At 47.7% G+C, this 14385-nt stretch carries 13 protein-coding genes; 11 read left to right on the top strand and 2 right to left on the bottom strand.

What is annotated here, in order from left to right:
• Window positions 1–39 precede the first annotated feature (39 nt).
• Window positions 40–4329 (top strand): DNA-directed RNA polymerase subunit beta', encoded by a 4290-nt coding sequence (gene rpoC / locus BFP76_RS05180; RefSeq protein ID WP_099592126.1) that lies wholly within the window; start codon window positions 40–42, stop codon window positions 4327–4329.
• A 74-nt stretch (window positions 4330–4403) separates the two neighbouring features.
• On the opposite strand, the gene BFP76_RS05175 is transcribed toward rpoC, so the two are convergent.
• The gene (locus BFP76_RS05175; protein ID WP_099592125.1) at window positions 4404–5168 is read right to left on the bottom strand and encodes a metallophosphoesterase; all 765 of its coding nucleotides are present in this window, start codon (window positions 5166–5168) and stop codon (window positions 4404–4406) included.
• A 109-nt stretch (window positions 5169–5277) separates the two neighbouring features.
• Between BFP76_RS05175 and BFP76_RS05170 the strand changes: the two genes are divergently transcribed.
• The 10 genes from BFP76_RS05170 to BFP76_RS05125 all read left to right on the top strand — a co-directional run bounded on the left by BFP76_RS05170 (window position 5278) and on the right by BFP76_RS05125 (window position 13363).
• Window positions 5278–6225 carry a hypothetical protein gene (locus tag BFP76_RS05170; protein WP_133117391.1) on the top strand — a complete coding sequence of 316 codons (948 nt, stop codon included), beginning with the start codon at window positions 5278–5280 and terminating at the stop codon, window positions 6223–6225.
• 323 nt (window positions 6226–6548) lie between these two features.
• Window positions 6549–6920 carry a 30S ribosomal protein S12 gene (gene rpsL, locus BFP76_RS05165; RefSeq protein WP_099592123.1) on the top strand — a complete coding sequence of 124 codons (372 nt, stop codon included), beginning with the start codon at window positions 6549–6551 and terminating at the stop codon, window positions 6918–6920.
• Window positions 6921–6932: 12 nt separating this feature from the next.
• Window positions 6933–7403 carry a 30S ribosomal protein S7 gene (rpsG, locus tag BFP76_RS05160; protein WP_099592122.1) on the top strand — a complete coding sequence of 157 codons (471 nt, stop codon included), beginning with the start codon at window positions 6933–6935 and terminating at the stop codon, window positions 7401–7403.
• 21 nt (window positions 7404–7424) lie between these two features.
• The gene (gene fusA / locus BFP76_RS05155) at window positions 7425–9542 is read left to right on the top strand and encodes an elongation factor G (protein ID WP_099592121.1); all 2118 of its coding nucleotides are present in this window, start codon (window positions 7425–7427) and stop codon (window positions 9540–9542) included.
• A 155-nt stretch (window positions 9543–9697) separates the two neighbouring features.
• The gene (locus tag BFP76_RS05150; protein ID WP_240513984.1) at window positions 9698–10054 is read left to right on the top strand and encodes a hypothetical protein; all 357 of its coding nucleotides are present in this window, start codon (window positions 9698–9700) and stop codon (window positions 10052–10054) included.
• 41 nt (window positions 10055–10095) lie between these two features.
• A complete protein-coding gene (gene tuf / locus BFP76_RS05145) occupies window positions 10096–11271 on the top strand; it encodes an elongation factor Tu (protein ID WP_099592119.1) in 1176 nt (391 codons plus the stop codon).
• A 118-nt stretch (window positions 11272–11389) separates the two neighbouring features.
• Window positions 11390–11698, top strand: coding sequence for a 30S ribosomal protein S10 (gene rpsJ, locus BFP76_RS05140; protein ID WP_099592118.1), 309 nt, complete (start codon window positions 11390–11392; stop codon window positions 11696–11698).
• A 14-nt stretch (window positions 11699–11712) separates the two neighbouring features.
• Window positions 11713–12450, top strand: a complete 738-nt coding sequence (gene rplC, locus BFP76_RS05135; RefSeq protein WP_099592117.1) for a 50S ribosomal protein L3 — start codon at window positions 11713–11715, stop codon at window positions 12448–12450.
• Window positions 12450–13070, top strand: a complete 621-nt coding sequence (rplD, locus tag BFP76_RS05130) for a 50S ribosomal protein L4 (RefSeq protein ID WP_099592116.1) — start codon at window positions 12450–12452, stop codon at window positions 13068–13070. Before rplC ends, rplD begins: the two co-directional genes overlap by 1 nt.
• Window positions 13067–13363, top strand: a complete 297-nt coding sequence (locus BFP76_RS05125; protein WP_099592115.1) for a 50S ribosomal protein L23 — start codon at window positions 13067–13069, stop codon at window positions 13361–13363. Before rplD ends, BFP76_RS05125 begins: the two co-directional genes overlap by 4 nt.
• Window positions 13364–13414: 51 nt before the next feature.
• Here the strand turns inward: BFP76_RS05125 and BFP76_RS05120 are convergent, their stop codons facing one another.
• The gene (locus BFP76_RS05120) at window positions 13415–13822 is read right to left on the bottom strand and encodes a universal stress protein (protein ID WP_099592114.1); all 408 of its coding nucleotides are present in this window, start codon (window positions 13820–13822) and stop codon (window positions 13415–13417) included.
• Window positions 13823–14385 lie beyond the last annotated feature (563 nt).

The following is a 14385-nucleotide window of genomic DNA, read 5'->3' as shown; positions in this document are numbered from 1 at the left end:
GCCTGCTCCTTCAACTGAACTCGAGATTAGGATCTAAAAATGAACCAAGAAATCACGAACAACCCGTTCAACCCCGTCCAGCCGCCCAAGACTTTTGATGAAATTCAAATTTCTTTGGCGTCTCCTGAACGGATTCTGTCATGGTCTTTCGGCGAAATCAAAAAGCCTGAAACCATTAACTATCGTACATTCAAACCAGAACGCGATGGCCTGTTCTGTGCGCGTATCTTTGGCCCGATCAAAGATTACGAATGTCTGTGCGGCAAATATAAACGCATGAAATACCGCGGCGTTGTCTGCGAAAAATGTGGTGTTGAAGTTACGCTTCAAAAAGTACGTCGTGAACGTATGGGCCACATTGATTTGGCGGCACCTGTTGCACATATCTGGTTCCTGAAATCATTGCCGTCCCGCATCGGTTTGATGCTGGATATGACATTGCGTGAACTGGAACGTGTGTTGTATTTCGAACAATACGTTGTCATCGAACCGGGTTTGACCGACCTTAACTATGGTCAAATGCTGAACGAAGACGAATACATGGAAGCCCAAGATCAATACGGCGAAGATGCATTCAACGCTGGTATCGGGGCCGAAGCGATCCGTGAAATGTTGTCTAACATCGATTTGGAAGCAGAAGCAGAACAGCTTCGCGAAGAATTGGCCGAAGCAACTGGCGAATTGAAACCGAAAAAGATCATCAAACGTCTGAAGGTTGTCGAAGCATTCATCGAATCTGGCAACCGTCCAGAATGGATGATCATGACCGTATTGCCCGTGATCCCACCAGAATTGCGCCCCTTGGTGCCATTGGATGGCGGTCGTTTTGCGACATCCGATTTGAACGATCTGTATCGTCGTGTGATCAACCGTAACAACCGTTTGAAACGTCTGATCGAATTGCGCGCACCTGATATTATCGTGCGTAACGAAAAACGTATGTTGCAGGAATCTGTGGATGCGTTGTTTGACAACGGTCGTCGTGGTCGTGTGATTACAGGTGCGAACAAACGCGCACTGAAATCATTGTCTGACATGCTAAAAGGTAAACAGGGTCGTTTCCGTCAAAACCTTTTGGGTAAACGCGTCGATTTCTCTGGTCGTTCTGTGATTGTGACAGGCCCAGAATTGAAATTGCATCAATGTGGTTTGCCCAAGAAAATGGCGCTCGAGCTGTTTAAGCCGTTCATCTATTCCCGTCTCGAGGCGAAAGGCATGTCCTCGACCGTGAAACAGGCGAAAAAGATCGTTGAAAAAGAACGCCCAGAAGTGTGGGATATCTTGGACGAAGTGATCCGTGAACACCCAGTGATGCTGAACCGTGCGCCAACATTGCACCGTTTGGGTATCCAAGCGTTCGAACCTGTGTTGATCGAAGGCAAAGCCATCCAATTGCACCCGCTTGTCTGTTCTGCGTTTAACGCCGACTTTGACGGTGACCAAATGGCGGTACACGTTCCATTGAGCCTAGAGGCACAATTGGAAGCGCGTGTATTGATGATGTCCACAAACAACGTTCTGTCCCCTGCCAATGGTAAGCCGATCATCGTTCCGTCACAGGATATGATTTTGGGTATTTATTACCTATCGCTTGCCCGCGAAGGCATGAAGGGCGAAGGCATGGTATTCTCCAACCCACAAGAGATGGAACATGCTCTTGATAACGGTTTGGTGCACCTGCATTCGAATATCACTTGTCGTGTTGAACAGGTGGATGACGAAGGCAATCTTTACATGAAACGTGTTGAAACAACACCGGGTCGTGTGAAATTGGGTACGTTGTTGCCGCTGAATAACAAAGCGCCGTTTGACTTGGTCAACCGTTTGCTGCGTAAAAAAGAAGTCGGCGAAGTGATCGACACGGTTTACCGTTACTGTGGTCAAAAAGAATCTGTGATCTTCTGTGATCAGATCATGACCCTTGGTTTCCGCGAAGCGTTCAAAGCAGGCATTTCATTTGGTAAGGATGACATGGTTATCCCAGATACCAAATGGGAACTGGTGAACGAAACACGTGATTTCGTAAAAGGTTTCGAACAACAGTATATGGACGGTCTGATTACACAGGGCGAAAAATACAACAAAGTTGTCGATGCTTGGTCAAAAGCCAACGAAAAAGTCACCGATGCGATGATGGATAGCATTTCAGCATCCAAACGCGATGAGAATGGCGCAGAAATGGAACCGAACTCGGTTTACATGATGGCGCATTCTGGTGCGCGTGGTTCTGTGACACAGATGAAACAGCTGGGCGGTATGCGCGGTTTGATGGCGAAACCAAATGGTGACATCATCGAAACGCCGATTATCTCTAACTTTAAAGAGGGTCTATCGGTTCTAGAGTACTTTAACTCTACCCACGGTGCACGTAAGGGTCTGTCAGATACGGCGTTGAAAACGGCGAACTCTGGTTACCTGACACGTCGTCTGGTTGACGTTGCACAAGACTGTATCGTGCGTCAGCATGATTGTGGAACAGAGCGTTCAATCACAGCCCAAGCGGCGGTGAATGATGGCGAAGTTGTTGCAAGCCTGTCTGAACGTATCCTTGGTCGTGTGATGGCCGAAGATATCTTGCACCCTGCAACAGGTGATGTTTTGGCAAAACGTGGCGAAATGCTGGACGAACGTGCAGCAGACGCGATCGAAGAAGCTGGCGTTGTTTCATTGCAAATGCGCAGCCCGCTAACATGTGAGGCCGAAGACGGCATTTGTGCACAATGTTACGGTCGTGATTTGGCACGTGGTACACAGGTGAACCCAGGCGAAGCGGTTGGTATTATTGCCGCCCAATCAATTGGTGAGCCAGGTACACAGTTGACCATGCGTACATTCCACATTGGTGGTGTTGCACAAGGTGGCCAACAATCGTTCCAAGACAGCAGCCAAGAAGGTAAAGTCGAAATCCGCAATCCAAACATTCTGATGAATCGCGACAAAGAACAAATCGTGATGGGTCGGAACACGGAATTGGTGGTTGTTGATGCAAACGGCCAAGATGTTGCATCACATAAAATGCCATATGGTACCAAATTGTTGGTCAAAGACGGCGCCAAAGTGGCCCGTGGTGACAAACTGTTTGAATGGGATCCATATACATTGCCCATCATCGCGGAAAAACCAGGTGTGGCACGTTTCGTTGACCTGATCTCTGGTATTTCGATCCGTGACGTAACCGATGACGCAACAGGCATCAGCCAGAAAATCGTATCCGATTGGCGTTCCGCGCCAAAAGGTTCCGATCTGAAACCTGAAATTCTGATCAATGATCCGAAAACAGGTGAAAGCGTTCTGTTGGATAACGGTAACCCTGAAAAACACGCAATGTCTGTTGACGCGATTTTGTCTATCGAAGATGGCCAAGAAGTGTTGGCGGGTGATGTATTGGCGCGTATTCCACGCGAAGGTACAAAAACCAAAGACATTACGGGTGGTTTGCCACGTGTTGCTGAACTGTTCGAAGCACGTCGTCCGAAAGATCACGCGATCATCGCCGAAATTGATGGTCACGTAACATTCGGGAAAGACTTCAAAAACAAACGCCGTATTGAAATTCACCCAACCGAAGAGGGTGAAGAGGTACGCCAGTACATGGTGCCAAAAGGCAAGCACATCCCTGTACAAGAAGGCGACCTTATTCATAAGGGCGAATATATCATGGACGGCAACCCAGCTCCCCATGACATCCTGAACATTATGGGTGTCGAAGCACTGGCTGATTACATGATTGACGAAGTCCAAGACGTGTATCGTCTGCAAGGTGTGAAAATCAACGACAAGCACATCGAAGTTATCGTGCGCCAAATGCTGCAAAAGTGGGAAATCACTGAAAGCGGTGGCACAACGTTGCTCAAAGGTGAACAAGTTGACAAAGCTGAGTTTGACGAAGTGAACGACAAGGCAATTGCCAAAGGTCTGGAACCAGCCAAAGGTGGCCCGATCCTGCTTGGTATTACCAAAGCGTCACTGCAAACACGTTCGTTCATCTCTGCTGCGTCCTTCCAAGAAACCACACGGGTTCTGACAGAAGCGGCGACAAAGGGTAAGAAAGACAAACTGATCGGTCTGAAAGAGAACGTGATTGTTGGTCGTCTGATCCCAGCGGGTACAGGTGGTGCAACGCACGCAATCAAACGCGTAGCAGCGGATCGCGATGCGGCTGTTCTGGACGTGAAACGCAAAGAGGCTGAACAAGCCGCGGCATTGATGGCCCCATCTGATGATGGTGCTGATGTGAATTCCGTTTTCGAAGATAGCGGCGACGTTATGGGCGAAGATCTGGGCGTTGCATTGGGTTCAGGTGGCGACGGCACAGAGCAACCAGAATAAGCTTCGCAATATAAATTAAGAAAGCCCCGTCAATTTGGCGGGGCTTTTTTTATGGCTGGTTTTTTGTGATGGGTCTAGGCCGCTGTTTCAATCAAATCTGGGCGTGGTATCAATTCAACGCGCCCTGATGCAGTTAAATTGGAAATCACCCCTTGATCAATCACAATGGCCGAAAGGGTTTTGCCCCATGCCGCACCTGTGTCGATATTCACCCGATTGCCATAATGCGTCACCTCGTCAATCACGGTGTGTCCATGAATGATCAGCTTTTCAAACGGTTCGGTTTGATCCAGAAATCCCGGACGAATCCACAATAAATCATCCTCAACTTGATCATGTAATGGGCGTTTGTTGTTCACGCCTGCATGGACGAAAAAATAATCGTCAGTTTCATAATACAGACGCTGTGATTTCAAAAATTTGTAATGGCTGTCTGGTACATGTTTTTTGGCCAGCTCAAAAACCGCATCCAAATGATCGTTGGGATTTTCGGGCAATTCAATGCCATAGGATTCCAGCGTTTCCGAACCACCCATGCGCGGATGCATCCAGTAATAATCGGACCGCAACCGCGTATCAATGCGATGTGGGTCCTCCAAAAACCATTGCAAATACCGATCATGGTTTCCCTTGAGCACGACCCAAGGTTTGCCCGCGTTTTGCCCGTTCATAATATGATCGATCACGCCTTTGCTGTCTTCACGTCGATCAATCAGATCACCGATAAAAACAACAGTATGATCCGCGCCGCTGGCATCCATTTCGATGCGATTTAAAATACCGATCAATTGCGTTAGATCGCCGTGAATGTCGCCAATGGCGTAGATAAGATTATTCATAAAAATTACCTAACAAGCGATGCGTGTAAAAACAAGTTTCGCTGGGCTGGTCAAAACAAATTTGCAGGTTTAACCTCTTGCCACATTTAAAGAGTATAAGAGGCAAAATTTGGCGTTAATTTACCGAAGTTTTTTATTGGGGTTAACGGGGTTCCCGTTCGTTGCGATCATTCGCTTTTTCTATGAAATTGTCTGGGGCATTGGCACGGCGATTATTTCGGCGGTTATTATCGTGTTGGCCATGGTGGTTCCCCCGCTTGCATTGCTTCTGATCGTGCCGTTTGCGGTTTACATGTGTGCCATCATGATTGGCGCATTGCGCCCGATATTAACAATGGTGCAATACCCATCTGAATTCAGCTTTGGTTTGATCATGCAACAAATCATGCCAATGACGCTTTTGCGTTTGGCGGGCTATTTATTGTTGCTCGTTCTTGTCGCATTGGGCTTGGTCGGGTTTTTCGGATTGGAGTATATCGTGAGCGTTTTCGAACGGATGAACGATGAGACCAAGTTCACACAGGACGATGAGCGTTTCTTTATCATCGCAATTGTTGCGTTTTATCTGGGTATGTTTCTGGTGGAATCGATTTTGGCCGTGCCCACGGCGGCATCTGCCTATGCTTCGGGTGAAGAGGGTGCACATATGCCCAGCACCTTTGGACTTGGCTATCGCTGGCCTATGATATTTGTGTTGTTTGTGGTCTGGGAGGTGATGTTGTTGATCCTTCTGGGCGTTGGGGTCACGTTTTTTAGTGATGGTCTTAGCGTGGAAGCTTTGCGTGGGTTTTTCGCATCCTATTTTGATTATAGCGCGGATCAATTCACGCCAACGACACAGTCGCCCGTGGTTTATATCATTTGCTTTATCGTCTATTATTACATGCGCATTTCATTTTGGGCGGGCACATGTGGTGCCGCGTTTCGCGAAAAAATGCTGATCGATGGGAATGTGGCGGCACAAACGCGCCCCGATCCAATTGCAGCGGCGCAAAAACAAGAAGAACGGATTACCGATATTCGTGCCCTGCGCCAACAACGCATGAACAAGGATTGATCATGCCGCATGAACAAAGATTGATCATGCCACATGAACAAAGATTGATGACGCAACGCACAGCCGATTAGCAACGGCGCGATGGCGTCGCGCCTGTTGACACCTGATGCGACTCCCCTTATACGCCGCCTATCTGTAGGTGGGAATTTCGGTTTTTGCCTGACATACAAGCCAAAATTTGGCGGTCATGATCCAGATTTTTAATCTTGATCCTCTGGTTTTTAATCGTAACGCCTTGTTAACCATAGGGCGGAGCGGTTCGGGTGCATGGACAGAGTCTATGTGCCTATCTGAGTTTGAAACGGTAACAACGGGGAATCCCAATGCCAACGATACAACAGCTGATCCGCAAGCCGCGCCAGCCAAAAGTCAAACGCTCAAAGTCACAGCACCTTGAGTCATGCCCGCAAAAACGCGGCGTATGTACACGTGTTTATACAACAACACCAAAGAAACCGAACTCTGCGATGCGTAAAGTTGCGAAAGTTCGCTTAACAAACGGTTTCGAAGTGATTTCGTATATCCCAGGTGAGAGCCACAACCTACAAGAACACTCTGTTGTTCTGATCCGTGGGGGTCGTGTAAAAGACCTTCCGGGTGTCCGTTATCACATCCTTCGCGGTGTGTTGGATACCCAAGGTGTGAAAGATCGTAAACAACGTCGTTCGAAATACGGCGCGAAGAAACCGAAATAAGGGTAGTATATTATGTCACGACGCCACAGTGCTGAAAAACGCCAAGTCCTGCCTGACGCCAAATTTGGTGATACGGTTTTGACAAAATTCATGAACAACTTGATGTTGGACGGTAAAAAATCCGTCGCCGAGCGTATCGTTTACGGTGCCTTGGATCGCGTAGAAGAAAAACTGAAACGCGCCCCAATCGAAGTGTTCCAAGAAGCGCTTGAAAACATCAAACCAGCGGTCGAGGTTCGTTCTCGTCGTGTTGGTGGTGCAACATATCAGGTGCCAGTTGAAGTGCGCACAGAACGCCGCGAAGCATTGGCCATTCGTTGGTTGATCAAAGCGTCTCGCACACGCAACGAAAACACAATGGAAGAACGTCTTGCTGGTGAATTGATGGATGCCATCAACAACCGCGGTTCTGCTGTTAAAAAACGTGAAGACACTCACAAAATGGCCGATGCGAACAAAGCATTCAGCCATTATCGCTGGTAATCTAGGAAAAGGCTCGGTCAAATGGCACGCGAATATCCTCTCGAACTGTACCGTAACTTTGGTATCATGGCTCACATTGATGCTGGTAAAACTACGTGTTCAGAGCGCATCCTGTACTACACAGGTAAATCACATAATATCGGTGAGGTGCACGACGGTGCGGCCACTATGGACTGGATGGAGCAAGAGCAGGAACGTGGTATTACTATTACGTCTGCTGCGACAACTACTTTCTGGGAACGCACAGAAGACGGCTCTACAGCGGATACGCCAAAGCACCGTTTGAACATCATCGACACACCTGGTCACGTTGACTTCACAATCGAAGTTGAACGTTCATTGGCTGTTCTCGATGGTGCTGTTTGTGTGTTGGATGCCAACGCTGGTGTTGAGCCACAAACAGAAACGGTATGGCGCCAAGCTGACCGTTACAAAGTTCCACGGATGGTTTTCGTGAACAAAATGGACAAAATCGGCGCTGACTTTTTCAACTGTGTAAACATGATCGAAGACCGCACAGGTGCGGTTGCTGTTCCTGTTGCTTTCCCAATCGGTGCTGAAACCGAATTGGAAGGCTTGGTTGATCTTGTGACCATGGAAGAGTGGCTGTGGCAGGGTGAAGACCTTGGCGCATCTTGGATCAAAGCACCCATTCGCGACAGCTTGAAAGACCAAGCTGACGAATGGCGCAACAAGTTGATCGAAAACGCCGTTGAAATGGACGACGATGCGATGGAAGCGTACCTAGAAGGTAACGAACCAGACGTAGCAACATTGCGCAAATTGATCCGTAAGGGTTGTTTGTCATTGTCATTCGTTCCTGTTTTGGGCGGTTCTGCGTTCAAAAACAAAGGTGTTCAGCCATTGTTGAACGCGGTGATCGATTACTTGCCATCACCATTGGACGTTGTTGACTACATGGGCTTCAAGCCAGGCGACGAAGACGAGGTGCGTAACATTGCACGCCGTGCAGATGACAACATGGCATTCTCTGGTCTTGCGTTTAAAATCATGAACGACCCGTTTGTTGGTTCGTTGACATTTACACGTATCTACTCTGGTGTTTTGAAAAAAGGCGACAGCCTTTTGAACTCTACTAAGGGTAAAAAAGAGCGTGTTGGTCGTATGATGATGATGCACTCGAACAACCGTGAGGAAATCGAAGAAGCATTTGCAGGCGACATCATCGCGTTGGCGGGTCTGAAAGACACAACAACAGGTGATACAATCTGTGCGCAAAACGATCCTGTTGTTTTGGAAACAATGACATTCCCCGATCCTGTGATCGAGATTGCTGTTGAGCCAAAAACAAAAGCTGACCAAGAGAAAATGTCTCAAGGTCTTGGCCGTTTGGCTGCCGAGGATCCATCTTTCCGCGTGGAAACTGACCTTGAATCTGGTCAGACCATCATGAAAGGCATGGGCGAATTGCACTTGGATATTTTGGTTGATCGCCTAAAGCGTGAATTCAAAGTAGAAGCAAACATCGGTGCGCCACAGGTTGCATATCGTGAAACAATTTCACACGAAGCCGAAATTACCTATACCCACAAGAAACAATCTGGTGGTTCAGGTCAGTACGCCGAAGTGAAAATGATCATCAAGCCAACCGAGCCTGGCGAAGGTTACAGCTTTGAATCTAAAATCGTTGGTGGTGCTATTCCAAAAGAATACATCCCTGGCGTTGAAAAAGGTATCGAATCTGTGATGGATAGCGGTCCATTGGCTGGCTTCCCTGTGATCGACTTCAAAGTTGAATTGATCGACGGTAAGTTCCACGACGTTGACTCAAGTGTTATGGCATTTGAAATCGCAGGTCGTATGGGTATGCGCGAAGGCATGAAAAAAGCTGGTGCGAAAATGCTCGAGCCAATCATGAAAGTCGAAGTTGTTACTCCTGAAGAATACACAGGCGGTATCATCGGCGATCTGACTTCGCGTCGCGGTATGGTTCAAGGCCAAGATACACGCGGTAACGCAATTGCAATCGACGCACGTGTGCCATTGGCAAACATGTTCGGTTACATCAACACGTTGCGCTCTATGTCATCTGGGCGTGCGAACTTCACCATGCAGTTCAGCCACTACGAGGCTGTTCCAAGCAATATTTCAGAAGAAATCCAGGCGAAGTTTGCATAATGTTGTCGCGTAGAAAAATACTGTGTGGCCTTGGTGCTGCGTTGCTTCTAGCTGGGTGTAATACCACCACTCAGCTAGTCGAAAGCAGCGCTGCATCGACTTATCGTGTTGCGAGTGTAAATGTATCATCCTCACTCACTCGCAAAAATACTGCGGTGCCGATCGAGCAAATTATTTCTACTTTGAAAACGAAATCTCAATCTGCGCTTGTTGGAGCAAGTCGAAACGGTGATGTCCCTGTTGTCGTAAATGTCGATATCGATTCGTTGTATATTGCAAACCCCGGCGCTGGGGCTCTGTTGGGTAGCACCGCAAGTAGTGTTGCTGGGGCTGTAACAATCGTTGATGCCGTTTCAGGGGAACCACTAGGTGACCAGTTTAGAGTCCTTGGTGTAACAGAAGCACGACCGACTGTTTTTGGAGCAGCGGCAATCAAACCGCCGCAACAAGAACTCGCTATCATTTCTGATGATTTTGCGAAGCGGCTCAAAATCGCAATTTTTGGAGAATAAGCACTGGTTTTCGACCAGATCGCTAAATTAAGGAGGCCATCATGGCAAAAGAAAAGTTTGAACGTTCGAAACCGCATTGCAACATCGGCACAATTGGCCACGTTGACCACGGTAAGACAACATTGACCGCAGCGATCACCAAGCAATTTGGTGACTTCAAAGCGTATGACGAAATTGACGGCGCGCCAGAAGAAAAAGCGCGTGGTATCACAATTTCAACAGCACACGTTGAATATGAAACAGAAGCACGCCACTACGCACACGTTGATTGCCCAGGCCACGCTGACTATGTGAAAAACATGATCACTGGTGCGGCGCAAATGGACGGCGCGATCTTGGTTGTGAACGCGGCTGACGGCCCTATGCCACAGACACGCGAGCACATCTTGTTGGGCCGCCAGGTTGGCATCCCTTCAATGGTTGTTTTCATGAACAAAGTTGACCAAGTTGACGACGACGAGTTGTTGGAATTGGTTGAAATGGAAATTCGTGAGTTGTTGAACGACTACGATTACCCAGGTGATGATATTCCAATCATCGCAGGTTCTGCTTTGGCTGCTTTGGAAGACCGCGACGATGCGATCGGCAAAGACAAAATCGCAGAATTGATGGCGGCTGTTGATTCATACATCCCACAACCTGCCCGTGCGGTTGATCAACCATTCTTGATGCCAATCGAGGACGTGTTCTCAATCTCTGGCCGTGGTACAGTTGTAACCGGTCGTGTTGAGCGTGGCGTGATCAATGTTGGCGACGAAATCGAAATCGTTGGTATCAAAGACACATCAAAAACAACATGTACTGGTGTTGAAATGTTCCGCAAATTGCTTGACCGTGGTGAAGCAGGCGACAACGTTGGTGTTTTGTTGCGCGGTATCGACCGTGATGGTGTTGAACGTGGTCAGGTTTTGGCAGCGCCAAAATCAGTGAACCCACACACTAAATTCGAAGCAGAAGTTTACATTCTGACCAAAGATGAGGGTGGCCGTCACACGCCGTTCTTCGCCAACTACCGTCCACAGTTCTACTTCCGTACAACTGACGTGACAGGTACTGTTGAGCTTCCATCAGGTACAGAAATGGTGATGCCAGGCGACAACTTGAAGTTCGACGTAGAACTGATCGCGCCGATCGCTATGGAACAAGGTCTGCGCTTCGCGATCCGCGAAGGTGGCCGTACTGTTGGTTCTGGTGTGGTTTCTAAAATCCACGCGTAAGAATTAAAAATACCTTTGGGGCCTGCCATTTTATGGTGGGCCCCTTGGGGTTCGACGTAGGGTTCTGGATGGTCCGGTTCTCTACCTATCAACTCTAACGCCTTGAAAGGCTCAAGAAATGCAAAGCCAAAATATTCGCATTCGGCTGAAAGCTTTCGATTACCGCGTGTTGGATGCGTCCACCGAGGAAATCGTTAACACAGCCAAACGGACTGGCGCCCAAGTACGCGGCCCAATCCCATTGCCAAACAAAATTGAGAAATTCACTGTTTTGCGTGGCCCACACGTAAACAAGAAATCTCGTGAACAATTCGAAATCCGCACGCACAAACGCCTGTTGGACATCGTTGACCCAACTCCACAAACAGTAGACGCGCTGATGAAGCTTGATCTTGCTGCTGGTGTGGATGTTGAGATCAAACTTTAAGGGAGTATTGAGATATGCGCTCTGGAGTAATTGCAAAAAAAATCGGCATGACTCGTTTGTTCATGGAAGACGGTAAACAGATCCCTGTAACCGTTTTGCAAATGGAAAACCTACAAGTTGTGTCACAACGCACAAACGAAACAGACGGTTACACCGCTGTTCAGTTGGGTGCGGGTGTTGCCAAAGCAAAACGCCAATCCGCAGCGATGCGCGGCCACTTTGCCAAAGCAAAAGTAGAACCAAAACGCAAAATCGCGGAATTCCGCGTTTCTGCTGACAACCTGATCGAAGTTGGTGAAGAAATCACTGCGAACCACTTCTTGGACGGTCAAAAAGTTGACGTTTCTGGCACATCAATCGGTAAAGGTTTTGCCGGTGCGATGAAACGTTGGAACTTTGGCGGTTTGCGTGCGACGCACGGTGTTTCAATTTCACACCGTTCACACGGTTCAACAGGTCAATGTCAAGAACCTGGTCGCGTTTTCAAAGGTAAGAAAATGGCCGGTCACATGGGCGCTGCACGTGTAACAACCCAAAACTTGGAAGTTGTACGTACCGACGTTGATCGTGGCTTGATCATGATCAAAGGCGCTGTTCCTGGCCACAAAGGTGGTTGGGTTACTGTGAAAGACGCTGTGAAAAAGAAAGCCCCAGAAGGTCTTCCTTTCCCAGCCGCTTTGCGCAGCCAACAAGCAGCAGCACAAGTAGAAGACGCAGCTGTTGAAACAGCCGCTGAAGGAGGCGCAGAATAATGAAAGCCGACGTAATCAAATTGGATTCAAAAGCTGCGGGTTCCATCGATCTTGACGATGCGATCTTCGGTCTTGAACCACGTGCAGACATTTTGCACCGTGTTGTGCGTTACCAATTGGCAAAACGCCAAGCGGGTACACACAAAGTAAAAACACGTTCAGAAGTGAGCTATTCAACCAAGAAGATTTATCGCCAAAAAGGTACTGGTGGCGCACGCCACGGTGCACGTTCGGCGCCGATCTTCCGTGGTGGTGGTGTTTACAAAGGTCCAAAAGTGCGCAGCCACGCGCATGATTTGACCAAGAAATTCCGCAAGCTGGGTCTGAAACACGCATTGTCTGCAAAAGCAACTGCTGGTGAATTGGTCATCGTTGAGTCAGTTGATCTGAAAAACGCAAAAACCAAAGATCTGGCAAAGACAGTTGCAAACTTGGGTTGGAAAAAAGCGTTGATTATCGACGGTGCAGATGTGAACGAAAACTTCGCATTGGCATCACGCAACATCGACGGTTTGAATGTTTTGCCAAGCCAAGGTGCGAACGTCTATGACATTCTCAAAGCGACCACTTTGGTATTGACCAAAGCAGGCGCCGAAGCATTGGAGGCTCGCTTAAAATGAGCACGAAAGCAGAACTATACGATGTGATCCGCAAACCGATCATCACAGAGAAAGCAACAATGGCGTCTGAACATAACGCAGTTGTTTTCGAAGTTGCGATAGAAGCGAACAAACCACAGATCAAAGAAGCAGTGGAAACATTGTTCAACGTCAAGGTGAAGGCCGTGAACACGACCATCACCAAAGGTAAAGTGAAACGCTTCCGTGGCGCATTGGGTAAACGCAAAGACGTTAAAAAAGCCTATGTGACCTTGGAAGAAGGAAACACAATCGACGTATCAACTGGCCTGTAAGACAGACAGTTTTTGAAATTGAAGGCCCCTCGCAATTGCGGGGGGCTTTTTTTATCGGATCACATGCACCGAACATTTCGCATGACGCACGACCTTGGCCGCAGTAGAGCCAAGGAAAATATCCGACAGGCCCAGTTGATGCGATGCCATGACAATACAATCGATGTGATTGTCATTGGCATAGTTCACGATTGAACGCCCGGAATAGCCATCAATCAATTCTGCCTTGGCACTCGGGATCGCCTTTGCAATATCATTAAGCGAGTCGAGCGCATGCTTTCGCGCCTCTGCCAATGTGGATGCAGGGATTTCAACATTCACGTAATTGGGGATGTCTTCCAGCACATGCAAAATTGTATATTTAGCGGCCTTGCTCCCCAATGTTTTCGCCACTTCAAATGATTTGGCAGTGTCGTGATTATCATCAAAAATCACGGGAATAAGAATATTATCATACATCGTCGTCTCCTTATGAGATCAAAAGTGATGCGGACAGTATACACCATGCGGGCAGGGCATGTGTTGATGTGGATCAAGGTTGAGTGGTGAGGGTACATTATATTCTTAAAGTAGGAACAATTGTATTGTCGTTGAAGAAATATGATACCCAATATGTGGAATGAGAAAAATTAAGATAATTTAATTACGAATGCGCCTGCATGCTCTTGCAACCTTTGCAAGAAATGTAGAGTAATTCAACCAGAGGTAGCAATGAAAGAAAATAAATATGCCTAACGCAGAAGTTGATTTCCCAAGTAAAACCGACTTATCCACCGTGCTAGATTTTGCAATCGAATTAGATAGATACTCTGAACACGACCGATTGATTGTCAATATGCCCCCTAAGGTATTTTGTGGTCCATTTTCGATGCTCTTCCTTGGAGCTAAAATAAAATCGCTCAGGGTCGTGTCTTAGCCCCTTAAAACTGTGCCATTATTTGTTAGAGGTAGGAGGATCAGATAATGGCTCGAAAGCGTTACAAAGATGAAGATGCTTTAAAGGTATTGCGGGAGATAGAAGT

Source organism: Paramylibacter kogurei (assembly GCF_002742285.1).
GTDB classification, from domain to species: Bacteria; Pseudomonadota; Alphaproteobacteria; order Rhodobacterales; family Rhodobacteraceae; genus Amylibacter; species Amylibacter kogurei.
This window is presented reverse-complemented; position numbering and strand designations above follow the sequence as displayed.

What these genes read in the sequence shown, in the direction of transcription:
- rpoC (WP_099592126.1), top strand. Translation starts at nt 40, where the DNA reads ATGAACCAAGAAATCACGAACAACCCGTTCAACCCCGTCCAGCCGCCC.
- BFP76_RS05175 (WP_099592125.1), bottom strand. Translation starts at nt 5,168, where the DNA reads ATGAATAATCTTATCTACGCCATTGGCGACATTCACGGCGATCTAACG.
- rpsL (WP_099592123.1), top strand. Translation starts at nt 6,549, where the DNA reads ATGCCAACGATACAACAGCTGATCCGCAAGCCGCGCCAGCCAAAAGTC.
- rpsG (WP_099592122.1), top strand. Translation starts at nt 6,933, where the DNA reads ATGTCACGACGCCACAGTGCTGAAAAACGCCAAGTCCTGCCTGACGCC.
- fusA (WP_099592121.1), top strand. Translation starts at nt 7,425, where the DNA reads ATGGCACGCGAATATCCTCTCGAACTGTACCGTAACTTTGGTATCATG.
- tuf (WP_099592119.1), top strand. Translation starts at nt 10,096, where the DNA reads ATGGCAAAAGAAAAGTTTGAACGTTCGAAACCGCATTGCAACATCGGC.
- rpsJ (WP_099592118.1), top strand. Translation starts at nt 11,390, where the DNA reads ATGCAAAGCCAAAATATTCGCATTCGGCTGAAAGCTTTCGATTACCGC.
- rplC (WP_099592117.1), top strand. Translation starts at nt 11,713, where the DNA reads ATGCGCTCTGGAGTAATTGCAAAAAAAATCGGCATGACTCGTTTGTTC.
- rplD (WP_099592116.1), top strand. Translation starts at nt 12,450, where the DNA reads ATGAAAGCCGACGTAATCAAATTGGATTCAAAAGCTGCGGGTTCCATC.
- BFP76_RS05125 (WP_099592115.1), top strand. Translation starts at nt 13,067, where the DNA reads ATGAGCACGAAAGCAGAACTATACGATGTGATCCGCAAACCGATCATC.
- BFP76_RS05120 (WP_099592114.1), bottom strand. Translation starts at nt 13,822, where the DNA reads ATGTATGATAATATTCTTATTCCCGTGATTTTTGATGATAATCACGAC.